At 59.6% G+C, this 25,231-nt stretch carries 26 protein-coding genes and 1 tRNA gene; 10 read left to right on the plus strand and 17 right to left on the minus strand.

The features are described from left to right. The first annotated feature begins 13 nt into the window (after positions 1-13). Entirely contained in the window at positions 14-1,018 is a 1,005-nt protein-coding gene (locus K3752_RS08335; protein WP_170338595.1) for a GlxA family transcriptional regulator, read from the plus strand. A 3-nt stretch (positions 1,019-1,021) separates the two neighbouring features. Here the strand turns inward: K3752_RS08335 and K3752_RS08340 are convergent, their stop codons facing one another. Both K3752_RS08340 and K3752_RS08345 read right to left on the minus strand, forming a co-directional pair. Then, on the minus strand, positions 1,022-1,432 hold the full coding sequence (locus K3752_RS08340; protein WP_170338593.1) for a hypothetical protein: 411 nt from the start codon (positions 1,430-1,432) through the stop codon (positions 1,022-1,024). A gap of 32 nt (positions 1,433-1,464) precedes the next feature. Beyond that, positions 1,465-2,562 (minus strand): PQQ-dependent sugar dehydrogenase, encoded by a 1,098-nt coding sequence (locus K3752_RS08345; protein WP_170338591.1) that lies wholly within the window; start codon positions 2,560-2,562, stop codon positions 1,465-1,467. Positions 2,563-2,729: 167 nt separating this feature from the next. Here K3752_RS08345 and K3752_RS08350 point away from each other — a divergent pair, with 167 nt between their 5' ends. The 7 genes from K3752_RS08350 to K3752_RS08380 all read left to right on the plus strand — a co-directional run bounded on the left by K3752_RS08350 (position 2,730) and on the right by K3752_RS08380 (position 9,292). Further along, entirely contained in the window at positions 2,730-3,911 is a 1,182-nt protein-coding gene (locus K3752_RS08350; protein WP_170338589.1) for an ABC transporter substrate-binding protein, read from the plus strand. A gap of 131 nt (positions 3,912-4,042) precedes the next feature. After that, a complete protein-coding gene (locus K3752_RS08355; RefSeq protein ID WP_093962961.1) occupies positions 4,043-4,831 on the plus strand; it encodes an ABC transporter ATP-binding protein in 789 nt (262 codons plus the stop codon). After that, entirely contained in the window at positions 4,828-5,658 is an 831-nt protein-coding gene (locus tag K3752_RS08360; RefSeq protein ID WP_170338588.1) for an ABC transporter ATP-binding protein, read from the plus strand. Before K3752_RS08355 ends, K3752_RS08360 begins: the two co-directional genes overlap by 4 nt. Before the next feature lie 329 nt (positions 5,659-5,987). Beyond that, positions 5,988-6,317 (plus strand): hypothetical protein, encoded by a 330-nt coding sequence (locus tag K3752_RS08365; protein WP_170528590.1) that lies wholly within the window; start codon positions 5,988-5,990, stop codon positions 6,315-6,317. Between the two features lie 210 nt (positions 6,318-6,527). Next, positions 6,528-7,538: a branched-chain amino acid ABC transporter permease gene (locus tag K3752_RS08370; RefSeq protein ID WP_093962081.1), complete on the plus strand. Its 1,011-nt coding sequence runs from the start codon at positions 6,528-6,530 to the stop codon at positions 7,536-7,538. Beyond that, on the plus strand, positions 7,535-8,848 hold the full coding sequence (locus K3752_RS08375; RefSeq protein ID WP_170403078.1) for a branched-chain amino acid ABC transporter permease: 1,314 nt from the start codon (positions 7,535-7,537) through the stop codon (positions 8,846-8,848). The genes K3752_RS08370 and K3752_RS08375 overlap by 4 nt, the downstream gene beginning before the upstream one ends. Before the next feature lie 189 nt (positions 8,849-9,037). Beyond that, positions 9,038-9,292: a hypothetical protein gene (locus K3752_RS08380; protein ID WP_170371019.1), complete on the plus strand. Its 255-nt coding sequence runs from the start codon at positions 9,038-9,040 to the stop codon at positions 9,290-9,292. 41 nt (positions 9,293-9,333) lie between these two features. On the opposite strand, the gene K3752_RS08385 is transcribed toward K3752_RS08380, so the two are convergent. Beyond that, positions 9,334-10,881: a DUF853 domain-containing protein gene (locus K3752_RS08385; protein WP_260066132.1), complete on the minus strand. Its 1,548-nt coding sequence runs from the start codon at positions 10,879-10,881 to the stop codon at positions 9,334-9,336. 468 nt (positions 10,882-11,349) lie between these two features. On the opposite strand from K3752_RS08385, the gene K3752_RS08390 reads away from it, so the two are divergent. Next, positions 11,350-11,961: an invasion associated locus B family protein gene (locus K3752_RS08390; protein WP_260066134.1), complete on the plus strand. Its 612-nt coding sequence runs from the start codon at positions 11,350-11,352 to the stop codon at positions 11,959-11,961. A gap of 50 nt (positions 11,962-12,011) precedes the next feature. On the opposite strand, the gene K3752_RS08395 is transcribed toward K3752_RS08390, so the two are convergent. From K3752_RS08395 to K3752_RS08410, 4 genes are read right to left on the minus strand one after another with little or no spacing between them, the layout of a single operon-like run. Further along, positions 12,012-13,220, minus strand: a complete 1,209-nt coding sequence (locus K3752_RS08395; protein WP_093962085.1) for a beta-ketoacyl synthase — start codon at positions 13,218-13,220, stop codon at positions 12,012-12,014. A gap of 9 nt (positions 13,221-13,229) precedes the next feature. After that, the gene (locus K3752_RS08400) at positions 13,230-13,487 is read right to left on the minus strand and encodes an acyl carrier protein (RefSeq protein WP_093962086.1); all 258 of its coding nucleotides are present in this window, start codon (positions 13,485-13,487) and stop codon (positions 13,230-13,232) included. Between the two features lie 32 nt (positions 13,488-13,519). Then, positions 13,520-14,611: a UDP-3-O-(3-hydroxymyristoyl)glucosamine N-acyltransferase gene (gene lpxD / locus K3752_RS08405; RefSeq protein ID WP_260066137.1), complete on the minus strand. Its 1,092-nt coding sequence runs from the start codon at positions 14,609-14,611 to the stop codon at positions 13,520-13,522. Positions 14,612-14,648: 37 nt separating this feature from the next. Continuing rightward, positions 14,649-16,259: a murein L,D-transpeptidase gene (locus K3752_RS08410; protein ID WP_260066139.1), complete on the minus strand. Its 1,611-nt coding sequence runs from the start codon at positions 16,257-16,259 to the stop codon at positions 14,649-14,651. Between the two features lie 354 nt (positions 16,260-16,613). On the opposite strand from K3752_RS08410, the gene K3752_RS08415 reads away from it, so the two are divergent. Beyond that, positions 16,614-17,183 (plus strand): DUF882 domain-containing protein, encoded by a 570-nt coding sequence (locus K3752_RS08415; protein WP_170338571.1) that lies wholly within the window; start codon positions 16,614-16,616, stop codon positions 17,181-17,183. Positions 17,184-17,314: 131 nt separating this feature from the next. Here the strand turns inward: K3752_RS08415 and K3752_RS08420 are convergent. The 10 genes from K3752_RS08420 to K3752_RS08465 all read right to left on the minus strand — a co-directional run bounded on the left by K3752_RS08420 (position 17,315) and on the right by K3752_RS08465 (position 25,128). Continuing rightward, a tRNA-Arg gene (locus K3752_RS08420) sits at positions 17,315-17,391 on the minus strand. A gap of 78 nt (positions 17,392-17,469) precedes the next feature. Then, a complete protein-coding gene (locus tag K3752_RS08425) occupies positions 17,470-18,690 on the minus strand; it encodes a cysteine desulfurase (RefSeq protein WP_222456670.1) in 1,221 nt (406 codons plus the stop codon). Positions 18,691-18,701: 11 nt separating this feature from the next. Continuing rightward, positions 18,702-19,268, minus strand: coding sequence for a Yip1 family protein (locus K3752_RS08430; RefSeq protein WP_260066142.1), 567 nt, complete (start codon positions 19,266-19,268; stop codon positions 18,702-18,704). Then, positions 19,265-19,750, minus strand: a complete 486-nt coding sequence (locus tag K3752_RS08435) for a YIP1 family protein (RefSeq protein WP_260066144.1) — start codon at positions 19,748-19,750, stop codon at positions 19,265-19,267. The genes K3752_RS08430 and K3752_RS08435 overlap by 4 nt, the downstream gene beginning before the upstream one ends. Next, positions 19,750-21,030, minus strand: a complete 1,281-nt coding sequence (gene sufD, locus K3752_RS08440; protein ID WP_260066145.1) for a Fe-S cluster assembly protein SufD — start codon at positions 21,028-21,030, stop codon at positions 19,750-19,752. The genes K3752_RS08435 and sufD overlap by 1 nt, the downstream gene beginning before the upstream one ends. Then, on the minus strand, positions 21,030-21,785 hold the full coding sequence (gene sufC, locus K3752_RS08445; RefSeq protein ID WP_170357887.1) for a Fe-S cluster assembly ATPase SufC: 756 nt from the start codon (positions 21,783-21,785) through the stop codon (positions 21,030-21,032). Before sufC ends, sufD begins: the two co-directional genes overlap by 1 nt. A gap of 48 nt (positions 21,786-21,833) precedes the next feature. Next, positions 21,834-22,031, minus strand: coding sequence for a hypothetical protein (locus K3752_RS08450; protein WP_170357889.1), 198 nt, complete (start codon positions 22,029-22,031; stop codon positions 21,834-21,836). Then, positions 22,031-23,551 carry a Fe-S cluster assembly protein SufB gene (sufB, locus tag K3752_RS08455; protein ID WP_170339113.1) on the minus strand — a complete coding sequence of 507 codons (1,521 nt, stop codon included), beginning with the start codon at positions 23,549-23,551 and terminating at the stop codon, positions 22,031-22,033. The genes K3752_RS08450 and sufB overlap by 1 nt, the downstream gene beginning before the upstream one ends. An 18-nt stretch (positions 23,552-23,569) precedes the next feature. Further along, positions 23,570-24,613: a cysteine desulfurase family protein gene (locus K3752_RS08460; RefSeq protein WP_260066149.1), complete on the minus strand. Its 1,044-nt coding sequence runs from the start codon at positions 24,611-24,613 to the stop codon at positions 23,570-23,572. A 56-nt stretch (positions 24,614-24,669) separates the two neighbouring features. Then, on the minus strand, positions 24,670-25,128 hold the full coding sequence (locus K3752_RS08465; RefSeq protein ID WP_093962098.1) for an Rrf2 family transcriptional regulator: 459 nt from the start codon (positions 25,126-25,128) through the stop codon (positions 24,670-24,672). Positions 25,129-25,231 lie beyond the last annotated feature (103 nt).

The following is a 25,231-nucleotide window of genomic DNA, read 5'->3' on the forward strand; positions in this document are numbered from 1 at the left end:
AGGACAGTTCGCCATGCAAGAGCAACGCCAAGTTGTCACTGTGGACAAGCGCGCGGCCAAGCCGCTCAATTTCGTATTCGTGTTGCTCGACAAGTTTTCGTTGCTGTCTTTTGCCTCGGCACTGGACAGCCTTCGGATTGCCAATCGGATGGCGGATCAGCAGATCTATACCTGGTCGCTGGCCGGTGAAGGCGGAGAGGTGGTCAGCTGCTCGGCCGGGACGACGTTCGAGCTTGACCGCGACCTGGACGAACTGCAGCGGGACGAGGTGATCCTTGTATGTGGCGGCGTCGATGTTCAGGCGGCGACCACCAAAAAGGTTCTGAACTGGCTGCGCCGCGAGGCCCGCAAAGGTCTGAAGATCGGTGGCTTGTGCACAGCCGCCTATACCCTTGCCAAAGCCGGCCTGCTGGACGGCAAACGCGCCACCATCCACTGGGAAAACGCCGACAGCTTTGCGGAAGAGTTCGAAAACGTCGAACTGACGAAATCCGTCTTTCTGATCGACGGCAACCGGATGACAACGGCTGGTGGCACCTCGTCAATCGACCTGATGCTGAAGCTGATTGCCGATGACTACGGTGAAGAGTTGGCTAACGCCGTAGCTGACCAGATGATCTATTCCTCTATCCGCACCGATCAGGACACCCAGCGCCTTTCGACGCCCACGCGGATCGGTGTGCGCCACCCCAAGCTGAGCCAGGTCATCCTGATGATGGAGAAGAACATCGAGGAGCCGATTTCGCCCTCGATCCTGGCCAAGGATGTTGGCATGTCGACCCGCCAGCTCGAGCGGCTGTTCCGCCGGTATCTGAGCCGTTCGCCCAAGCGCTATTACATGGAATTGCGGTTGCACAAGGCGCGCAACCTGCTGATGCAGACCGACATGAGCGTGATCAACGTGGCCTTGGCCTGCGGTTTTGCCAGCCCCAGCCATTTCTCGAAATGCTACCGCGCGCATTACAACACCACGCCCTATCGCGAGCGTGGAACGCAGAGTGGACGGCTGTCGGTCTGACACCTAGAACTTCGCCAGAATGGACTCGGCGCTGGTGTTGATGCTGAACTGCAGAACCATCACGCCGTCGTCGCGTTGGTGCAGAAGAGCGTAATAGTAGAGATAGCTGTTCTTGTCGTTCCAGTAGATCCGCATTTCCTGCGCGAACCCGTTCTCAAGCTCGACCCGTTTGGCAACGTCGGCATTGGTCAGGTAGTACGGAACAAGGTCACGTAGCTGCCCTTGCAGGACTTGCATCTGCTGCGGCGTGTATTCGTCGGCGCCGCCCAACCGGTTGATGACGTTCGAGAACTCGCGGTTCTTGATCTTGGTGTCGACGAAGGCTTCGTAATCGGCATAGGTCGCAAAGACCTCGTCGGCCGCGGCGGGAAGTGTCGAAAGGGACAAAAATATTGCTGCGAGAATGCGGAACATCTCAATCCTCTTAGAAGTGTATCGCTGCACTCCTAGGACGAACGGGAAATCCTGTAAACCGCACCCTGCCCGACCGAGATGAACCAGATCGCCCCATCCGGGGCCTGCACGATGTCACGGACCCGTTCGGTCTCGGGGCCTTTGATCTGCTCGACCTCGCGCAACGGGTTGCCGGACAGCCGTGCGATATAGTCGAATTTCAGCGAACCCACGAAGATGTCACCCTGCCATTCGGGAAACATCCCGCCGGAATAGACCATCAAGCCCGACGGCGCGATGGACGGATCCCAATACAAGCGCGGCTGTTCCATTCCGGCCTTGCTGGTGCCTTCGCCGATCTTCTCTCCGGAATAATGCGTCCCGTAGGAAATGACCGGCCAACCGTAGTTGGCGCCGGGTTTCACAAGGTTCACTTCGTCCCCGCCCTTGGCGCCATGTTCCGAGACCCACAACCGGCCACTCGTATCAATATCAGCGCCTTGCGGATTGCGATGACCAAAGGACCAGATCTCGGGGCGGATGCCTTCTTGCGCGACAAACGGATTATCCGCCGGGATCGAGCCATCGCGGTTGATCCGAATAACCGTCCCCATGTGGTTCGAGCGGTCCTGTGCGGTCGGCCTGTCGCCACGATCCCCCAAAGTGATGAACAGCGTCCCGTCCTGCGCCTCGACCACGCGCGATCCGAAATGCCGGCCACCCGAGCCGCCGGGAACCGCTTCGAATATCACCTTCAGGTTGGTCAGCCGCTTGCCGTTCTCGGACAGGCGCGCCACGGCAACCGCCGTACCGGCCCCGCCGCTCTGTGGCTTCGAGAATGTGAGAAACACCTCTCTGGTGCGGTCAAAATCGCGGGCGATGGTTACGTCCAGCAGACCGCCCTGCCCTTGCGCCGCGACTTTCGGAACGCCCCGTACCTTGGTGGCCTTGCCGTCACGCGCCAAAAGCAACTGGCCGTCGCGCTCGGTAACCAAAAAACTGCCATCAGGCAGCAGGCCGATCGCCCAGGGCGTATCGAGGCCGGCAAGCATGGTCGTCACCGAGACCTCGCCTGCGGATGTCTTCAATGACTCGCCCGACGCGACGCTGCCGCAAATCATCAGAATGAGAATCGTGAAAACCCTGATCATATCTATCGCTCCAATCCCGGTCAGAATGAGCCGCCCGGGAACCAAACCCTAGAAAACAAATAGAGTTGTTCAGCCAAAAGACACATTCCTGTTTGGACTTTTCTTTTCTGAACAGCTTGCCTAGGGTCTTGCTCAGAACGAATACGTTCCAACAAGGGAGTAACCTAATGAAAAAGCTGCTTACTGCGACTGCAGCAACCGCATTGCTGGCCGGTGCCGCAATGGCCGAAGACGTCAAACTGGGCGTTCTGTTCGGATTTACCGGGCCGATTGAATCACTGGCCCCGGCAATGGGTTCGGGCGCTGAACTGGCGATGGCCGAAGTGACCGAATCCGGCAAGCTGCTGGGCGGCGCCACCGTCACCCCGTCGCGTGCCGATACCGGCTGCATCGACAACGGTCTGGCCACCTCGAACGGCGAACGCATGATCGCCGATGGCGTTGCCGGCATCATCGGCGGCGACTGCTCGGGTGTGACTGGCGCAATCCTGCAGAACGTCGCTATTCCGAATGGCATGGTCATGATCTCGCCGTCGGCGACCTCGCCCGGTCTGTCGACGATGGAAGACAACGGTCTGTTCTTCCGCACCGCCCCGTCGGATGCGCGTGAAGGTCAGGTTATGGCTGACATTCTGAAAGACCGCGGCATCAATTCGATCGCTCTGACCTATACCAACAACGACTACGGCAAAGGTCTGGCCGACGCGATCCAGTCGTCGTTCGAGGCTGTGGGCGGTGAAGTGACCATCGTTGCAGCACATGAAGACGGCAAGGCGGACTATTCGGCCGAAGTCGGCGCGCTGGCCTCGGCCGGCGGTGACATCCTCGTGGTTGCCGGGTATCTCGACCAAGGTGGTCTGGGCATCATCCAGTCCGCTCTGGACAGCGGCGCGTTCGACACGTTCGGTCTGCCGGGCGGCATGATCGGTGACTCGCTGCCTGCGAATGTCGGCCCCGATCTGGACGGTTCGTTTGGTCAGATCGCCGGTTCCGGCGGTGAAGGCGCCGAGAAATATTTCGCGATGGCCGAAGCCGCGGGCTTTGACGGCTCGTCGCCCTACTCGCCTGAAAGCTATGACGCAGCCGCGCTGTTCATGCTGGCCATGCAGGCCGCAGGGTCGGCCGATCCAGCCCAGTACGGTGGCAAGATCCTGGATGTGGCCAACGCCCCCGGCGAGAAGATCTATCCGGGTGAACTGGCCAAGGGTCTGGAACTGCTGGCCGCTGGTCAGGACATCGACTATGTCGGCGCTTCGGGTGTCGAACTGATCGGTCCGGGCGAAAGCGCTGGGTCCTACCGCGAGATCGAAGTGAAAGACGGCAAGAACGAGACCGTCAAGTTCCGTTGATCCGTCAGCTGACCGCATGATACCAAGCAGCCCGGGCCTTGTGCCCGGGCTGTTTCAATGACAAAAGGCGCCACCTTACCTTGAGGATGGGGCAACACGAAGAACCGCGAAAGCCGCGGACAGGGGAACACATGATCGTCGTCGAGGACGTGCACAAGCATTTCGGCGGTTTCCATGCGGTGGACGGGGCATCGCTGGAAATCGAAAAGGGCTCGATTACTGGCCTGATCGGTCCAAACGGGGCCGGAAAAACTACTCTTTTCAACGTGATCGCGGGTGTTCTGCCTCCGACCAGCGGCAAGGTCTGGATGGATGGCGAAGACATCACCGGCCTGCCGCCCCATGATCTGTTTCACAAGGGGCTGTTGCGCACCTTCCAGATCGCGCATGAGTTCTCGTCGATGACATGCCGCGAAAACCTGATGATGGTCCCCGGTGGCCAATCCGGTGAATCGCTGTGGAACACATGGTTCGGCCGCAAGCGGATTGCGGATGAGGAACGCGCCCTGCGCGCCAAGGCCGACGAGGTGCTGGAGTTCCTGACTATCGAACACTTGGCCGACCACAAGGCGGGTCAGGTCTCGGGCGGCCAGAAAAAGCTGCTGGAACTGGGCCGCACGATGATGGTGGACGCCAAGATCGTGTTCCTGGACGAGGTCGGCGCAGGCGTGAACCGCACCCTGCTGATGACCATCGCCGATACGATCCTGCGTCTGAACAAGGAACGCGGCTATACCTTCGTCGTGATCGAACACGACATGGATTTCATCGGCAAGATCTGCGATCCGGTGATCTGCATGGCCGAGGGCAAGGTTCTGGCGCAAGGCACGCTGGACGAGATCAAGGCCAACGAGCACGTCATCGAGGCCTATCTGGGCACTGGGCTCAAGAACAAAGACCAGTTGGAGGCCGGGGCATGAGCGACAATCCCTATCAGGACGACAAGGGCAACAAGGACGCCTCGATTACCAACACGCATGGCATCGGCACAATGACGCCGGCCCATCGGGTCAGCGGCAAGACCCACCGGGTAGAAGGCGGTCCATTCCTGATCGGTGACACCATGACCGGCGGGTACGGCAAAGGCCCCGACATTCTGCACGATTGTACGATCGCCGTGGACAAGGGCGAAATCGCCGTGATCGTCGGCCCCAACGGCGCTGGCAAATCCACCGCGATGAAGGCCGTTTTCGGCATGCTGGACGTGCGCGCCGGATCGGTGCGGCTGGATGGAGAGGACATCACCAACCTCAGCCCACAGGACCGGGTGATCAAAGGCATGGGCTTTGTGCCCCAAACGCAGAACATTTTCACCTCGATGACTGTTCAGGAAAATCTGGAAATGGGCGCGTTCATCCGCACGGATGATTTCTCGGACACGATGGAACAGGTGTTTGAGCTGTTCCCGATCCTGAGAGACAAACGCAACCAGGCGGCGGGCGAGCTCTCGGGCGGTCAGCGCCAACAAGTGGCCGTCGGCCGCGCGCTTATGACCAAGCCCAAAGTGCTGATGCTGGACGAACCGACTGCGGGCGTTTCGCCGATTGTGATGGACGAACTGTTCGACCGCATCATCGAAGTGTCGCGCACTGGCCTTCCGATCCTGATGGTCGAGCAGAATGCCCGCCAGGCACTTGAGATCGCCGACAAGGGCTATGTGCTGGTCCAAGGCCGCAATGCATACACGGGAACCGGCAAGGAACTGCTGGCGGACGAGGAAGTGCGCAAGTCGTTTTTGGGCGGTTAACCGACGCTTTTCAGAATTCGGTTTTTTCATGGGGCCGGTCGGGATTCTCGGCTGGCCCTTTTGCTTAATCGCTTTGCGCAAAATTGAAGGCCAGAAGATGGCAATCGGCGTTGCCGGCCACACCCTTCTTCCTGAGAACCCTTATTAGGCATCTGAAAAATATAAATTATTTCCTGGCACCGCACCGGTTCAAAAAGCCTGTGGGATTTCTCGGAATGCCAATCTGCTGCTTTAATCAGGTCAAATTTCAAAAATATCGCTGCGCCCGAACCACTACACCAATCCCCGAAACGCGCCCCAATTGGGGGGCACAAAAATTGGAAGTCAAAATGAAGAAATGGATGATCGCCTCACTGGTCGCACACTTGGCAACTGGCGCTGTGGCTCAGCAACGCGAGTTTGTGTGCATATCGGATATTGATGGAACCGAGTACCGGCTGACACGGCTTGAAGGCGAGCAAAAGGGATCGGTCAAATTCGGTGACACGACCGGGGATGCTCAGGTGTTTCCTGGACTGAACAACATGACGTTCATCCTGGCGACCGAACAGCATGTCATGACCTTCTTCGTCAAAAGCCCTGATCTGTCCTACAACCTGTCCATTCGCCGTCCGGTCCTTCAGAATGACCGCGGCCAATGCATGGAAACCGGAGCCTAGTCCAGCAATCATCTGCGATTTCAGGCCGCGTCCCACATGGTGGCGCGGTCTTTTTCTTTCGGGGATCGGCAGACGGTTGGAGCGCGTGTGATGAATGTCCGCCAAACCGCATAAAAACATGCACAAAGCCGCAAAAATCATGCTCCAAATTGTTGTGTCTTTCGTCGGCGTCATGCCATAAAGCCGCACCCGGACAGTGAGAAGAACATAATGGACCTACTGAATGCGCTTGTTGCGCTTGCGAACTTTGTGATCGTGCCTGCGGTTGCCTATGGCAGCCAGTTGGCACTTGGGGCGCTGGGGGTCACCCTGATCTACGGCATCCTGCGGTTTTCCAACTTTGCCCACGGGGATACGATGGCCTTCGGCGCAATGATTGCCGTGCTGGTCACCTGGGGTCTTCAGGCCGCAGGGATCGGGTTCGGGCCCCTGCCGACGGCGCTTCTGGCGCTTCCGTTTGCGATCCTCGGGTGCATCCTTCTGGTGCTGATCACCGACAGGCTGGTCTATCGGTTCTACCGCGAGCAAAAGGCCAAACCTGTGATCCTTGTGATCGTGTCCATGGGTGTGATGTTCATCATGAATGGGCTGGTGCGCTTCATCATCGGTCCCGATGACCAAAGGTTCTCGGATGGGGCACGGTTCCTGATTTCTGCGCGAGATTTCAAAAAGATGACCGGGCTGGATGAGGGGCTTGCGATCAAGACCTCGCAGGGTATCACCGTGATCGTCGCCGTCGTTGCCGTCGCTTTGCTGTTCTGGTTCCTCAACAAAACCCGCACCGGTAAGTCGATGCGCGCTTATTCCGACAACGAGGATCTGGCCTTGTTGTCCGGCATCAACCCGGAACGTGTGGTGATGATCACCTGGATCATCGTTGCGGCACTGGCCACGACGGCCGGGGTTCTCTACGGGCTGGACAAGAGCTTCAAGCCATTCGTCTATTTCCAGCTGCTTCTGCCGATCTTTGCCTCTGCCATCGTGGGCGGATTGGGCAACCCGATTGGGGCGATCGCAGGCGGATTCATCATCGCCTTTTCCGAAGTCACGATCACTTATGCCTGGAAGAAGGTGCTGACCTACCTTGCCCCGGAAAGCCTCGAACCTTCGGGCCTGGTGCAGTTCCTGTCCACCGATTACAAGTTCGCCGTCAGCTTCGTCATTCTGCTGATCGTGCTTCTGTTCAAGCCAACAGGTCTGTTCAAGGGGAAAGCGGTATGAACGAAGCAGTCAAAAACACCCTGCTTTTCGTGATTGTCGGCGGGCTGATCCTGCTGACCGGTTTCGTTCAAAGCTGGAACACGGCGATCTTGATTCTGAACATGGGTCTGATTTCCGCGATCATGGCGATCGGTGTGAACCTGCAATGGGGCTTTGCCGGACTGTTCAATGTCGGCGTCATGGGTTTTGTTGCGCTGGGCGGACTTGCGGTTGTGCTGGTCTCTACCCCTCCGACACCCGGAGCCTGGTCCGCGGGCGGATACGGGATCGTGCTGGCGCTTCTGCTGGGGGCGGCGACCGTTGTCGCAGCCGTGATGGCCGCGCAAAAAATGCCCAAGGGCCGGGCACGAACGCTGGCGATCATCGCAATCCTCATCGTCGGGTTCTTCGTCTATCGCGCGGTGTTCGACCCGAGCATCGCAGCCGTCGAAGCCATCGACCCAGCCATTGCCGGAAATATCGGCGGACTGAATCTTCCAGTGCTGCTTGCATGGCCGGCGGGAGGGCTGTTGGCCGCGGGCGCTGCCTGGCTGATTGGCAAGACGGCGTTGGGTCTGCGCTCGGACTACCTTGCGATTGCCACGCTGGGCATCGCCGAGATCATCATTGCGATCATGAAAAACGAGGACTGGCTGGCCCGAGGGGTCAAGAACGTCTACGGCATCCCCCGCCCCTCACCTATCGTGGGCTATGAGATTGACCTGCAGAGCGACCCGTCCTTCGTCGAACGTGCAGCCTCATTCGGGCTGGACCCGGTGACCGCTTCGACCCTGTGGGTGAAACTGGGTTATGCATTCCTGTTCCTGATCGTGCTTCTCATCCTGCTCTGGATGGCTCAGATGGCGCTCAAAAGCCCGTGGGGCCGCATGATGCGCGCGATCCGCGACAACGAGGTCGCCGCCGAAGCCATGGGTAAGGACGTCACCCGCCGTCATCTGCAGATCTTCGTTCTGGGCTCGGCCATCTGTGGCATTGCCGGGGCGATGATGACGACGCTGGACGGCCAGCTGACACCCAGCGCCTACCAACCGCTCCGGTTCACCTTCCTTGTCTGGGTGATGGTGATCGTCGGCGGTTCCGGTAACAACTTCGGCTCGGTCCTGGGGGCCTTTCTGATCTGGTTCCTGTGGGTCGAGGTCGAACCGATCGGTCTGTGGCTTATGAACCTGATCACTTCCAGCATGCCAGATGGCAGCGCGCTTAAGGCCCACCTGATCGAAAGCACGGCACATATGCGCCTGTTCACGATGGGGCTTATCCTGCTGATTGTTCTCAGATTCAGCCCAAGGGGCCTGATCCCCGAGAAGTAGACATCTTTCATCACGAAACCGTCAGGCCGCGCCATGCGAATGGCGCGGTTTCTTGATTGCGGCTTGAAAAATCAATAGACGCATTCACACTCTATGAACCATACCGGCGCATATTGTTCGAAAGACCACTCACCTGATGCGCCATTCGTAACGAGTAAACTCTGACCCAGAAGAAAAGCTTTTTGCACCATGAAGACTTCCACAAAGAAAATTGCCCTTATGATTCCGGTCCTGGCTGTTGTGGCCGGATGTATCCCGAGCCCCCGTGAACTGGAAACCACACCCGTCCAGGTCCAGACGCCCAAGGGCGTCGTGACCTGCCAACTGTATCGCCAGGATCGGGTTGACTGGGATCGCGCGATTGATTTCCCGGCCACCAAGATGTCGGTTCCCGAAGCTGACGCCTATTGTCAGCAGGAAGGACAGCGGCGCCTCAAGCGCTGACGCCGCACGCCCCGCCAGTTCGGCTGGCAGGGCGATGATGCTCAGCGGTTGCGAAACAGCCCGCCCAGGATGCCGCGAACGATGCGGCGTCCTGTGGTTCCTTTCAGCTCTTTGATGACTGCCTCGCTCATGGCAGAGGCAAAGCTGTCTTGCTTTCGGACCGATCGTGCAGACGATCGCCCTACTCTGCTGCCGCTGTATCTGCGCGCCGCCGAATACTCCCGCTCGGACACCGACCGGGTGTCGTCTTGCTCCTCGGGTTCGGCTTCCTCGGCCTCGGCCGCGGCCTTGGCCGCGCGCGCCTGCAGGATTTCGAATGCCGATTTGCGATCCAAAAGCGTTTCGTATTTCCCAGCCATCGGAGACGCCGCCATCACAGCCTTGCGCTCGGCGTCGGTAATCGGGCCCAGTTGTGAACCCGGCGGACGTATCAATGTCCGCTCGACCATACCGGGCGCGCCCTTCCGTTCGAGCATCGAGGTCAACGCCTCACCCACTCCGACCTCCCGGATCGCGGTTTCCGTGTCGAAGGCCGGGTTTTCCCGATAGGTTTCCGCGGCCAGCCGCAAATTCTTGCGATCCCGCGCGGTGAAGGCGCGCAAGGCATGTTGGACGCGATTGCCCAACTGCCCGAGGATATCTTCGGGAATATCGGCCGGGTTCTGAGTAATGAAGTAAACCCCAACGCCCTTGGATCGGATCAATCGCGCGACCTGCTCGACCTTGTCCACCAGAACCTTGGGCGCATCATCGAACAACAGATGGGCTTCGTCGAAGAAAAAGACCAGCTTGGGCTTGTCGGGATCGCCGACTTCGGGCAGTTCTTCGAACAGTTCGCTCAGCAGCCACAACAGGAACGTGGCATACAGCCCGGGCGCGCCCATCAGCTTGTCAGAAGCCAGGATGTTGACCATCCCGTGGCCGTTTTCATCCAGGCGCATCAAATCCGACAGTTCGAGCGCAGGCTCACCAAACAGCCGTGCGCCGCCTTGGTTCTCCAGCACAAGCAATCGTCGCTGTATGGCGCCAATCGAAGCGGTCGAGACATTTCCATAGCGCAGGGACAACTGCGACCGGTTTTCACCAATCCAGACCAGAAGAGCCTGCAAGTCCTTGAGATCCAGCAGCGGCATTCCCTCTTCATCCGCAACCCGGAAGGCGATGTTCAGCACACCTTCCTGCGCTTCGCTCAGGTCCAGAAGCCGGGAAAACAGCAGCGGCCCCATCTCGGTAACCGTTGTCCGGACAGGGTGGCCCTGCTCACCAAACAGATCCCAGAACGTGACCGGGCACGCGGCATAGGAGTAATCGGCAAACCCGATACGCTGGGCACGGTCCATGAAGGCCTGATGCAACTTGTGATCGGGGCTGCCGGGACGCGCCAGTCCGGACAGGTCACCTTTGACGTCAGACAGGAAAACAGGAACACCCTGCTGCGAGAACCCTTCGGCCAGGATTTGCAGGGTCACGGTCTTGCCCGTCCCCGTTGCACCGGCAATCAAGCCGTGCCTGTTTGAATATTTCAGCGTCAAACCCTGCGGCTGCTTGTAATCAACACCGCCACCGCCGACAAAAACGTTTTCCGTCATATTGATACGTCCCAAAACTTAGCGTCCCGGCACCACCATACAAACTTAACCTTTGACTGCGATAGTGATTTTGCCCGCCTCGCAATTCCCTCGTGTGGTGGGCAAACTTCCTCCCTGTCGACTGGCTGTGCTTTCGGGCACAGCCCTTTTTTTGAAATTGCCAAGTTTCTGCTTGTGGAAACATTAAATTTCGCTGTTAGCAGTTGACCACTGGGTTCGCCTCTCGTAACGTTCGGGCATAACTAAGTCGGCCAGTCCGACGGGGAGATACATTTATTGAAGGGAGCCGCACGTACGGCTCCCTTTGTCGTTTGTACTCAAAGGCTTCTCGGCGTCACTTCAGGTGGCCTCCGATGGGTCGGCGAAAATCCGTCCAATCCCGCGTGCAGCGCGCGCTTTGCAACTGACATGGCCGAGCAGGAATGCTAGAGACGTTTGAAAAAGCTGTATCAGCACAATGAGGCACTGATGATCACCAAACTTGTTCCAGCCACCCTGGTAACGGCTGCATTGCTGGGCTCAGGCGCGTTCGCCCAGGAAGCCACGACTGAAACTCAAGAGCAGACCCAAGCCGGTCAGACCACGAATACCGGCTCCGACCTGGATCTGGGTCAAAGCGGCCCGCGTGTCGGCGAGCAATATGTCCGCGAGAAGTCGGGCGACTGGGAGATCTCCTGCATCAAGGCGCAATCCGGCGATGACCCCTGTGCGATGGTTCAGATTCTCAACGGTGCGCAGAATGAACCTCTGGCCGAGATCACCGTTGGCAAGCTGCCCGCCGGTGGTGCCGCCGCGGCCTGGGCGAACGTCATTGTTCCTCTGGAAACTCTGCTGCAAGCACAACTGGCCATCTCGATCGATGGCGCACCGCGCAAGCTGTACAACTATCATCACTGTGTTCCGGTCGGTTGTGTTGCACAGCTGGGTCTGACGCAGGGCGACATTGACGCGATGAAAGCGGGAACGAAGGCTACCATTTCACTGGTGCCCGCACGCGCGCCCGATCAGGTTATCAACATGGATCTGTCGCTGAGCGGATTTACCGCTGCCTTTGACGGCCTGGAGGTCAACACCAACTGATCACGCCAAGATGAATGACCAAAGCCGCCATCCCCCGATGGCGGCTTTTTTCATACCTTCTTGAGGGCCAACACCGCGTTCAGACCGCCAAACGCAAAGGCGTTGCTCAATGCCACATTCACCTCGGCCTCGCGCGCCTCGTTTGGTACGACGTCCAAAGCGCATTCCGGGTCGGGTTCTTCATACCCTATGGTCGGCGCTATCACGCCGTCACGGACAGCCATGATACAGGCCAGCAGTTCAACCGCGCCGGTTCCGCCGATAAGGTGGCCGTGCATGGATTTGGTCGACGAGATCATCAGATCGTCGGCATGGCGTCCGAACACATCCGCTACTGCTGCGCATTCGGTCTTGTCATTGGCGGCGGTTCCGGTGCCGTGGGCGTTGATATAGCCCACGTCACTTGCGTTCAGCCCGGCGTCCTTCAAGGCCCCGGCCATGGCACGGGCCGCGCCCTGCTTGCTGGGCATCACGATATCCGTCGCGTCCGAAGACATCGCATAGCCCGCAACCTCACACAGAATTTCAGCGCCTCGAGCACGCGCATGTTCGTATTCCTCGAATACGAACACACCGGCGCCCTCGCCCTGAACCATGCCATTGCGATTTGCGCTGAACGGCCGGCAGGCGTCCTTCGACATAACCCGAAGGCCTTCCCAGGCCTTGACCCCGCCAAAACACAACATGGATTCCGACCCGCCGGTAATCATCGCCGGGGCGGCGCCACTGCGCACCATCTGGAACGCCAGCGCCATCGCGTGGTTGGACGATGCACAGGCCGTCGAAACGGTGAAGCTGGGGCCTTTGAGGTTGTGCTCCATCGAAATGTGGCTTGCCGCCGCGTTGTTCATCAGCTTCGGCACGACGAATGGATGGACCCGGTTCTTCCCGTCTTCGTAGACCGAGCGGTAGTTGTCATCCCAGGTCGAAACACCACCGCCGGCCGTTCCCAGAACGACCCCCGACCGAACGGCCAATTCGCCATGAAACTCCAGCCCCGACTGGTCGATCGCCTCTTTGGCCGCAGTCAGAGTGAATTGCGTGAAACGGTCATACAGCGCCATCTGCTGGCGATTGAACCGACCCTCGGCCTCGAACCCGCGGACCTGGCCGCCAATTTTGATGCTCAGTCGGTCGACATCACGAAATTCAAGCTCGGAAATGCCGCAACGGCCTTCGCGCATCGCTTCCAGGGTGTCGGGCACGGAATGGCCCAGCGAATTGATCGTGCCAGCGCCGGTGATGACAACCCGTTTCATGGCCCCGGATCAGACCTTTTCCGCGACCAGTTTTTCGATCCCGGCAATGATCGCTGCAACATTCGAGATGTCGAAATCGCTTGCCGTCGGTTCGTTGGCGTTGAAGGGGATCGAGATGTCGAATTCTTCCTCGATGGCAAAGATGCTTTCAACCAGGCCCATGCTATCGATCCCGAGATCTTCCAGAGAGCTTTCGGGCGTCACGTCGGACGGCTCCAGCACGGCCTGCTCTGCAATGATTGCGATGACGCGGTCGCTGATGCTCATGTCGTTCCCCTGATTGTCGCGTTGCGGTTGATTTAATCGCTCGACGAGGGTTTGAAAACCGTCTTTTTAAGCGCCTCTACGTCACGGGCTATGCGTGGAAGCCGACGCTGCGCCTTGTAGATTTCGGTGTGCGTTTCCATTTTCACGCCCGGATAGCCCATGATCACACGACCTGCCGGGACATTCGAAAGTATCTTGGTTCCGCCGCCCGCGATCACGCCGTCACCGATGAAGATATTGTCGACGACTCCGGTCTGGCCACCCAAAACCACGTTGTTGCCGATCTCGACCGAACCGGACACTCCGGTTTGACCGCACAGCAGACAGTCCCTGCCGACCTGGGTGTTGTGCCCGACGTGAACAAGATTGTCCAACTTGGAGCCGTCTCCGATTACGGTGTTGCGGATCGTACCATTGTCGATGGTGCAGTTCGCGCCAACCTCGACATCATTGCCGATCTGGACCGCACCCAGAGAATGGATGCGCAACCAACTCTGCGCTTTGGCGTCTCCGGCGTCGCCCATGGTCTTGCGCACGTTTTCCACACCAGAAACCTCGGGCGTGACAAAGCTGAACCCATCCCCGCCGATCCTGGCTCCGGGTTGCGCAATAAAGCGATCGCCGATAATGGCACGCGCGCCGATGCTGACCATCTCGCGCAACAGGCAGTTCTGGCCCAACACGACATCCATACCAACGTGGCACTGGGCGCCGATCACCGTTCCGGATCCGATGCGGGCCCGGGGGCCGACAACGGCCAGAGGCCCGATGGACACATCTCCGGCGATCTCGGCCGTCGGGTCCACGACCGCCAAAGGATGGATCCCGGGCGCGACACCCTGCCCCCGGTCCAGCATCGTGGTAATTCCGGCCATTGCCATACGGGGGCGGCCAACGAACACGGCGCCCTCCAGACCCAGTGCGCGCCAGTCGGCACCCTCCCACAGAACGGCACAACGCGCCTGACCCTCAGCCAGGGCTTCGGCGTATTTCGGAGCCATCGCCATAGCCAAATCGGTCGGACCGGCATCCTTGGGCTCGGCCGCCCTCAGAATCGTCAGGGTGGTGTTTCCCTCGGCCGGCGCCCCCAGAGCATCGGCGATTTGCTGTAAGGTGAACTGCATCGCGGGCTTCCTTGTCGCAGGATTTTGCGCCCTGTGCTTACCCCTGAACGTTCGGCAGGGCCACCCCTGCTTTTTGCAGGGCATCCCAAATCTTCTGATCCCGCCCGTAGACATCGCGCCGATACTGCACGTCGCCCTTCGGCCCGACGAACGCGGTGCGGTAAATCAGATGAACCGGAACCGGCTGTTTGAGGTCAACCTTGGTTTCACGTCCGGTACCCAGCACCCTGTGGAAAAAGGCCTTGGGGTCCTCTTCCTGTTTTGCCAGCAAAGCATATGCGAAATCAAAAGGTTGCGCCAAACGAATGCACCCGTGAGAGAAGGCGCGCACTTCGCGTGCGAACAGGCTCTTCTGGGGGGTGTCGTGCAGATAGATGTTGTACTTGTTGGGAAACATGAACTTGACCAGCCCCAGAGCGTTGCTCTGCCCCGGAGGCTGGCGCATCGCAAACGGGAAGCTGCGAGCCGTGAACTGGTTGAAGTCCACCGCATTGCGGTTCACCTGCCGTCCACGCCGATCGGTGATCTCAAGATGCCGGACGGCATTGGGGTTGGCCCGCAACTTCGGCAGGTATTCCTTGGTGATGATCGAGCGCGGCACATGCCAGCTGGGATTGATCACCATGTGCTCCATCACATCCGAAAACTCGGGGCTTTGACGATCGCTGGTGTTTTTGCCGATCACCGCACGTGTTTCAAATGTCACCCGACCATCGTCGACGATTTTCGCGGAAAAGTCGGCCTGATTGACCAGAACGTGCCGTGCACCCCTCTCGCGAGGGAGCCAGCGTTCACGTTCCATCGCAACCATCACCGCCTTGAGCCGGTCAGAAGGTGAACTGTTGATTTCGGCAATCGTTCCCTGGCCAGCGACACCATCTGGTTCAAGACCATGGGCGCGTTGGAAGGCTTGCACCGCTGCCACCACGGAGTCGTCATATTCCGGGCTGGCCGTGGGCTTGAGGAACCCCATCGCAACCAGACGATTACGCAGTTTTATGACGCTCGGCCCCGTATCGCCGCGTTCGTATTTTCCGGTTGGTACAGTCGGCCCCCATTCCCCATGTTCGTTCAGTGACTGCAGCGCCATCTTCTGCTTGAGCAGCGCCCGGTACTGGCTGGACTGCGGCGGAAGCTGCGCCAGATAAGAGCCGTCGGTGGATCTCATCATCGCCGCAAGATGTTCCGACGCCGGCTTCCGTTCGACCGCACGCACGAGGCCGGCATCGATCTGAGCCGGGCGCAGCAGCCCGGACTGAATATCCTGCGCATAGCGGACAAAGGCCTCGCTCAGCGCTGCCTCAAGCGCTCCAAGATCGCGGTTTGACCGAGCGCTTTCCATCTTCGCCATCAGGCCGTCGACGTCATATCGTTCGGCCGGAAGCCCGTGCATCTGAGCATGGGACAATGCTTTGATAAGTGCCGACCGACGCGCCGCATGATCAGAGGTAGGACCGACCCAAATCGGCGCGAATTCCTGTTCTCGATAAAAGGACGCGATATCCGGGGTTGTCCCTGCGCTTTCCGCGACAGCCATCCGAAACGCGAAACTCTCAGCCTGGGTCGGAGCCGCCTGAACGGATGTGGCCGACACGGCGATGCTTGCGGCAAACAGAAAAATCGTACAGGTCCGACGGACAGAATTCATGGGATAGCCTTGGTTTTCAATAACTTGGAACACTAGTTTTTGCGCTCAACAATTATGTTTCACGCCTCGGGGGATTGTCCACTCACATTTCCAACAGCACATCACACCGCCGGCCCCCTGATGCGTGTTTGCATCGTCTGGAAAAAAACGAAAGGGATTCAGGCCTGTTCGCCACATTTTTTGTCACTTGCGCAGATTTTCGCCGAAAATTCCCCGTAAGAAAGCACAAGACCAAAAGATCACTTGGCGCAAGAATCCCTCTGTGGCATAAAATCCGCATCTGGGATGGGAAAGAATTAAGAAAGCGCACGTAACATCGTGTGCAGGCAGGAACTGTACGGGACGAAACACGCTATGACCAAGAGCAGTACCTCGGGGATGACCCGGCGTGCCCTATTGGGCGCATTCGCGGCAACGGCAGTTGTTGCAGCACCAACCTACTCAAACGCAGCAGGCTTCCTTCGCGGGGGCGGAGACATCCGCAGGATCCGTATGTATTCGGGCCGTACCGGCGAGCGTTTGGATATGATCTACTGGGTCGATGGCAAATACGTCAAAGACGCGGTCAAGGAAATCAACCACTTCATGCGTGACTGGCGCACCGATCAGTCAAAGGACATGGATCTGCGCACGATCGACATCATGGCCGCGGCCCACAACCTTCTGGATGTGAACGAGCCCTACATGCTATTGTCGGGCTACCGCTCTCCGCAGACCAACGCCATGCTGCGCCGTCGGTCGCGCGGTGTCGCCAAGAACTCTCTCCATGTCAAAGGTCAGGCTGCGGATCTGCGGCTTGCCTCCCGCTCGGTCTCACAGATGGCCAAAGCAGCAATTTCATGCCGTGCCGGCGGTGTTGGCCAATACTATGGATCAAACTTCGTGCACATGGACTGCGGCGACGTTCGCTCTTGGCGCGGCTAATACACTACCACTCACCAACCCCGCAAAAAGCCCCGGCGCATCACTGCCCGGGGCTTTTTGCTGCGCAGCGCCCATCCGGCAGTGACATACACAGACGCAGAAGCGTTACGCCTTGAAACTCTGGAAGAAAGTGGCGCACCTGAGAGGATTCGAACCTCTGGCCTCTGCCTTCGGAGGGCAGCGCTCTATCCAGCTGAGCTACAGGTGCGTTGGCCGTTAGCTAACCTTGTTCCGATCCGGGTGCAACTGGATTTTGCATGTCGGAACGCGGTTTAGCGACGAACAATCAGGCAAACAATTCGTGCGCCAGTTCCAGCGCATCGATCAGCGTGTCGACCTCATCGGTTGTGTTGTACAGACCAAAACTGGCGCGGCAAGTGGCCGTAAGCCCGAGATGATCCATCAACGGTCCGGCGCAATGGTGCCCCGCCCGAACGGCGACGCCCTTCTTGTCGAGAATGGTGGATACATCGTGCGCGTGGCCCGCACCATCCAGCGTAAAGCTGAAGATAGCGGCCTTGTTGGGCGTCGTCCCTTGAACCTGCAGCCAGTTCAGCCCGGTCAGGCGCTGCATTGCATAGTCGCGCAAGCCCGCCTCATGGGCCGCGATGTTGTCCATCCCCAAACCCATCATATAGTCCAGCGCAACGCCCATGCCGATCGTCTGGACAATACCCGGAGTTCCGGCCTCGAATTTCATCGGCGGATCGTTGTAGATCACCGTGTCTTTCGACACCTCCTTGATCATATCGCCTCCTCCGATGAAGGGGCGCATCTCGGCCATGCGTTCCGATTTGATGAAGATCGCGCCGGATCCCGACGGGCCGTACAGCTTGTGTCCGGTAATAGCGTAGAAATCACACCCGATATCCTGCAGATCCACCGGCATGTGAACCGCGCCCTGGCTTCCGTCGACCAGCACAGGCACGCCTTTGGCATGGGCGCCTTCGGTGATCGCCTTTACGTCGACCACGGTGCCCAGAACGTTGGAACACTGGGTCACCGCCACCAGTTTGGTCTTGGGCCCGATGGCGTCGATCACGGCCTGCGGATCCAGCGCACCACTTGCATCCACGTCCACCCATTTCAGAACGACGCCCTGGCGTTCGCGCAGGAAATGCCAGGGTACGATGTTGGCATGATGCTCCATGACGCTCAGAACAATTTCGTCGCCGGCCTGCATCCGCGGCATGGCCCACCCATAGGCGACAAGGTTGATCCCCTCGGTCGTCCCGGAATTCAGGACGATCTCATCCTCATTCTCAACATTCAAAAACCGGGCGACGGTCCCGCGCACGGATTCGTACTTTTCGGTCGCCAGGTTCGACAGGTAGTGCAATCCGCGATGCACGTTCGAATACTCGTGCGCATAGGCATTGGTGACTGCATCAATCACCACCTGAGGTTTCTGCGCCGAGGCCCCATTGTCGAGATACGTCAACGGCTTCCCGTTCACCTCACGCGAGAGGATCGGGAAATCGGCGCGGATTTTCTGGACGTCATACATGAACGAATTCCCTAAACAGGCCCGCTTGGGGTCATCAACAGGACGAAAGGTATCGCCAGCAATCCCGAGATGAGGATGACCACGAAGGATTTGCCCAGCGAGTCGAAGTGGTGCGCCTGATTGATGAAATGCAGGCTGATATAGAGGCTGTACAGGCTCATCCCCAATACGAGGATCAGGAACATCGTCGGCGCAACCATCACCATGACGAAGATGATCAATTGGCCCAGAATCTGCAGAAATTGCAGCCAGACCATTAGCAGCATCATGCCTTCCAGGCTACCGGTGCCGCCAAGCATCCTGCCGACAAAATGGAACGCGAAGATGCCCAAGAGAACGGCCCCGGCCGAAGTCGCCAACGACTGCACAACCGGTTCAAACGCCATATCCAGCGATGGATCAAGCGCCGGAAACACAAGGGTCGACAGTGATTGAGACAAAGCGTTCAGGACAACGACCAATGCCAGCGCTGTCCAAAGCACATCCCGACCGGGTACACTGGTCAACAGACGCCTTGCCGCCTCGGCCGGATTTGCCAGTGTCAGAACGGCCAGATGTCCCAGAAATGCGGCGTTCATGCCGGCGCCCTTCGTGTTTGAGAAAACCCGGAAAACCAGAACCAGACGAATACCGCAACCCACAGGGCCCCGGTCAGCGTCTGGACAGGGCCCGGACCGATGAAACCCGCCACCAGCCCGTTCAACAACACCAGCGGCGATGAGGCGAGCAGAGCCCAGAACAGCGCAAGCCGCGCCTGATAGGACGTGGTTGCACCGCCGAACATGCGAGAAATCAGATAAGTCCCCCAGGCAAGGACGTAAAGCAGTAACGGCAGAATGAAGACCGACCCCAGCAAGGCCCCACCCATCAGCATGTTCAGGTCCAACCCCTCAAGATGGGCACGGCGCGCGAGGTCCGGCAACTGTGCGATAAAGCCAATCACACAGAACGCCATGACAAAGGCCAGCGCGCGGTCTTCGCGCGGGCCCATGTCCAGCAGTCGACGCACCACCCGACCGGGCCCGCGATACGAGGCGACGATATCGGTGGTCACCGGCATCAGCTGTGCCGCGCCAACCAGCCTTCCAGCCGCGAGACGATGTCCTCGGCCAGCGCTTCGTCTTCGATCTCTTCCACGGCTTCGGCCAAAAAGGCCAGCGTCAGCATGTTGGTCGCCTCCTTTGCCGGAACCCCGCGCGAGCGCAGGTAGAACAGCGCGGTCTCGTCGATCGCACCCGAGGTCGACCCATGCGAACAGGCCACGTCGTCGGCATAGATCTCAAGCTCGGGCTTGGCCAGGAACTGACTGTCGTCATCCAGCAGCAAAGACTGGCTGATCTGGTAGCCATCGGTCTTCTGAGCGCCTTCCTTGACCAGGATCTTGCCTTGGAACACGCCGGTCGCGCCGTTGCGCAGAACCTTCTTGAACACCTGACGGCTTTCGCAGTTCACCGCGTCATGGGTGATGAACACCGTGTCGTCATGGTGGAAGTCGCCATCGCCCACGCAGGCGCCGGCCACATGCGCCACCGCATCGTCGCCGGTCAGCTCGACCACCTGTTCATTGCGCGTCAGCACACCATTCACGGTCAGGGTGAAAGACTTGTAGACGGAGTCCTTGCCCAGCCGAGTGAACATATGCGTCGCGGCACGGCGCTGATGGTCCCTGCCCTGCGCCCGGACATGGTGCAGCCTGCCGCCATCGGCGATGTCGATCTCGATGCACTTGTTGAACCGCGAGGCCGCCGGACCGTTCTCGAGAATCGTCACCTCGGCGCCGCTTTCCACGCGGATCACGTGGTGCAGGATCGCGTCCGAGGTCTCGGAGTCGTGGCGATAGATCAGACTGATCGGCTTGGACGGGTTGCCGGTCACATGGATCGCCACGCCATCCTGCGCAAAGGCGGTGTTCAGGGCCGCCAACGGGCGTTGAACCGGGGTCTGACCGCGCTCCTCGAGCACGCCATACAGCTGCTTGGCCCAGTGGATGTCCTTGCAGCAGATATCCTCAAGCCGGTCGATGCTCACGCCTTCCAGCGTCAGGTCATCGCTGTCCTCGGGGCTGAACACGCCATCGACGAAGACGATCTTCAGGCGGTCGAACCCGTCAAAGACCATCGGCTCGTCGGTGTGGAACACCTCGGCCGCCGGGGCCTCGGGCGAAATCAGCGTATCGGGACGCGTGTATTTCCAATACTCGTCGCGCCGCCCGGGCAGACCCATGGCGCGCAGCCGGGCCAGGGCCGCCTCGCGCGCGTCGCGGGTGCAGCCGGCTTCGGGCATGCGCAGCGTGGCCAGCCGCGCCTCGGTCGCGGATTGTTTCACGTCGGGCAAGGCCATCAGTTCACCTCGGCAAGAATGTCGGCGTAACCGTTGTTTTCGACTTCCAGCGCCAGCTCGGGCCCGCCGGTCTTGACGATCCGGCCATCGGCCATGATGTGCACCACGTCGGGTTTGATGTGGTCCAGCAGACGCTGATAGTGGGTGATCACCAGGAAACCGCGGCCTTCGTCGCGCAGTGCGTTCACGCCCTCAGCCACCAGCTTCATCGCATCCACGTCAAGGCCCGAGTCGGTCTCGTCCAGGATGCACATCTTGGGCTCGAGCATCGCCATCTGCAGGATTTCGTTGCGCTTCTTCTCACCGCCCGAGAAGCCCACGTTCACCGGGCGTTTCAGCATGTCGGCGTCGATTTTCAGCGACTTGGCCTTTTCGCGCACCAGTTTCAGGAAATCCGCGGCCGAGAGTTCTTCCTCGCCACGCGCCTTGCGCTGGGCGTTCACGGCGGTGCGCAGGAAGGTCATGTTGCCCACGCCCGGGATCTCGACCGGGTACTGGAACGCCAGGAACACGCCGGCGGCGGCACGCTCTTCCGGCTCCATCTCCAGCAGGTCGGCGCCATCCAGCGTGGCCGAACCCTCGGTGACCTCGTATCCGTCACGGCCCGACAGCACATAGCTGAGCGTCGACTTGCCCGAGCCGTTCGGCCCCATGATCGCGTGTACCTTGCCGGCCTCGACCGTCAGGTCCACGCCCTTGAGGATCTGCTTTTCCTCTTCCTCAAGTTTGACGTGCAGGTTCTTGATTTCCAGCATGTTTTGTCCTTTTGCGTATCGTCGGGACGCGCCGGCCCCGGTCTGTTCCTATCCCAGCACCCTGCGCAGCAGCCGCGCCGCGATCCATCCCAGGACCGCCCCGCCGCCGATTGCCCAGACCGGGTTGATGAAATCGGTGTAGTTGACGTTGACATAGGCCACGCCCAGCAGGCCGCCCAGCACCGGTAGCGCATAAGACGCTGCGGTCAGGACATCATCCCTGCGGGTGCGCGGCGAGCGGGCCATCAGCCGACCGAGCCTTCCAGCGAGATCGCGACCAGCTGTTGGGCTTCCATGGCGAACTCCATCGGCAGCGCCTGCAGCACGTCCTTGCAGAAACCGTTGACCACCAGCGCCACGGCTTCTTCCTCGTCCATGCCGCGCTGGCGGCAATAGAACAGCTGATCGTCATCGACCTTCGAGGTGGTGGCCTCGTGCTCGACCCGGCTGCTGTTGTTCTTGACCTCGATATACGGAACCGTATGCGCGCCGCATTTGTCGCCGATCAGCAGGCTGTCGCATTGGGTGTAGTTCCGGCTGTTCTTGGCCTTGGGGTGCATCGACACCAGCCCGCGATAGGTGTTCTGGGCCTTGCCCGCGCTGATGCCCTTGGACACGATGCGCGACTTGGTGTTCTTGCCCAAATGGATCATCTTGGTGCCGGTATCGGCCTGCTGCATATTGTTGGTGATAGCGATCGAGTAGAACTCACCTTGGCTGTCATCGCCCCGCAGGATGCAGGATGGGTATTTCCAGGTCACGGCACTGCCGGTCTCGACCTGCGTCCACATCACTTTGGACCGGTCGCCCCGACAATCGGCGCGCTTGGTCACGAAGTTGTAGATGCCGCCCTTGCCGTTCTCATCGCCCGGGAACCAGTTCTGGACGGTCGAGTATTTCACCTCGGCGTCTTCTTCGACGATGATCTCGACCACCGCGGCGTGCAGCTGCGCGGTATCACGCTGCGGCGCAGTGCAGCCTTCCAGGTAGGACACGTACGAGCCCTTGTCGGCGATGATCAGCGTCCGCTCGAATTGGCCCGTGTTTTCCGCGTTGATGCGGAAATAGGTGCTCAACTCCATCGGGCAGCGCACGCCGGGCGGCACATAGACGAACGAGCCGTCCGAGAATACGGCCGAGTTCAGCGTGGCGTAAAAATTGTCCGACACCGGAACCACCGAGCCCAAATACTTCTTCACCAGTTCGGGGTGCTCCTTGATCGCCTCGGAGATCGAGCAGAAGATGACGCCGGCCTTCTTCAGCTCGGCTTGGAAGGTCGTGCCCACCGAAACCGAGTCGAACACCGCATCCACGGCGACCTTGCGGCCCTCGGCCGGGGCATCCTCGGCGCCTTCGACGCCTGCCAGAATCATCTGCTCTTTCAGCGGGATACCCAGCTTTTCGTAAGTGGCCAGCAGCTTGGGATCGACTTCGTCCAGAGACTTGGGCTTGGTCTCCATCGACTTGGGCCGGGCATAGTAATACTGGTCCTGAAAGTCGATTTCGGGATAGTGGACCATGGCCCATTTGGGCTCTTCCATCTGGGTCCAGCGCTCGAAGGCCTTCAGACGCCATTCGGTCATCCACTCGGGCTCTTCGTTCTTTTCCGAGATCAGTTTGACGATATCGGGGTTCACGCCCTTGGGCGCGTATTCCATCTCGATATCCGTATCCCACCCGTATTTGTAGGTTCCGACCTCGCGCACCGCGTCAACGGTTTCCTGATCGACACCTTCTTTTACCTGGGTCTGGTCCAAAGCGGCCATGTTCCACCCTCCGTCAGATCACGCGGCCCGCGCGCGATGCTTTTTCTCTTTTTCCAGCCACGTTTCGGCGAAACGTAGCACGTCTTCTTCGCTCGTCTCGGGGCCCAGCGAAACGCGTACTGCGCTGGCTGCCGTGGCCTCGTCATATCCCATCGCGGTCAGTACCGCGCTTGCCTTCACCTTGCCGCTGGAGCAGGCCGAACCGGCGCTGATCGCAAAGCCCGACAGATCCATCTGCATCACCTGCGTTTCGCCCTTCCAGCCGGGCGTCGCAAAGCACAGGGTGTTGGGCAACCGATCCTGATCTTTCCCGACAAAAATAGTAGATTTAGAACCAGCCTCAAGGGCCTTTTCTAGAATATTTCTAAGTTCTGCAACCTTTTCCCAAACCCCGTTTGCCAGATCCCGCACCGCCGCTTCAGCCGCAGCGCCGAACCCCGCGATTCCAATGACATTTTCCGTCCCCGACCGGCGACCCATTTCCTGCCCGCCGCCCTTGATCCGGGCCTCCAGATCCGTACCGCGTTTCATAACCACGGCGCCCACACCCTTTGGCCCGCCCAGCTTGTGCGCCGAGACCAACGCGATCTGCACATCCAGCCAGTTGAACGCGATCGGCAGTTTCCCGAACGCCTGCGTTGCATCGGTGACGGCCAGACCCTTGGGCAAGGCCTGAATGATTCCGGTTTCCGAATTGGCAAGTTGCAACGTGGACCGGGCCGGGTCGGCAACGGTAACAACGCCTTGGCTCGAAACCGGCAAATCCTCGACAGTCCAGGCCCTTACGGCATCATGTTCGATCGCCGCGCCATGCAGGTTGCGCCCTTCCAAGGCCAGCGCCGCGCCTTCGGTCGACCCGGATGTGAACACGATATCGGCCCCGTCCGCCCCAAAGGCCGCCGCAACCTGCGCGCGCGCCTTTTCGATGACGGCCTTGGCCGCTCGCCCCTCGGCATGCACCGAGGACGGGTTCCCGCAGATCTCCATCGCCGCGATCATTGCGTCGCGCGCCTCGGGGCGCAGCGGGGTCGTGGCGTTGTGATCCAGGTAAACACGTCTCATGGACTCACCTTTTCATCCACGGCCACACCCTTCGAGATTCCCAATCCACTCACCGGTCAATCATCCACGACCGAGAACAGCCCAGGCACCGCTGGACACGGCGCAAGGTCGTTCTGGATCACATCGGAGAGGCGTGTCTGGTGCAGGAACACGTAGACATGCGCGCTGAGACTTTCCCACAGGCGGTTGGTCAGCGACTGCGCCCGGCTGCCCGAGGATCCCCCCGAAGCCCCGGCCCCCTTGTGCATGGCATCAACTGTTTCATCCACGGCTGACAGAATCTCGACCACGCGGATCTCCGACGCCGGCCGCGCCAAACGATAGCCGCCGCCCGGCCCGCGCACGGATGCAACCAGATCGGCACGGCGCAGCTTGACGAACAGCTGCTCCAGATAGGGCAGCGAAATGTCCTGACGCTCGGAAATCTCTCCCAGGGTCACCAGCGTGTCGGCGGGCTGAAGCGCGATGTCCGCCAACGCAACCATCGCGTAACGGCCCTTGGTTGACAGCTTCATTCTTCGATCCTCGTGGCTTGAACCGCGTGAAAACATTGACGTCGCCGCGGTCAGTGCGTATCTCCGACTGACAGCGTGTTCACGCTGCGATACTCAATTAGAA

The sequence above is a fragment of the Ruegeria sp. B32 genome (genome assembly GCF_025141855.1).
Lineage (GTDB): Bacteria > Pseudomonadota > Alphaproteobacteria > Rhodobacterales > Rhodobacteraceae > Ruegeria > Ruegeria arenilitoris.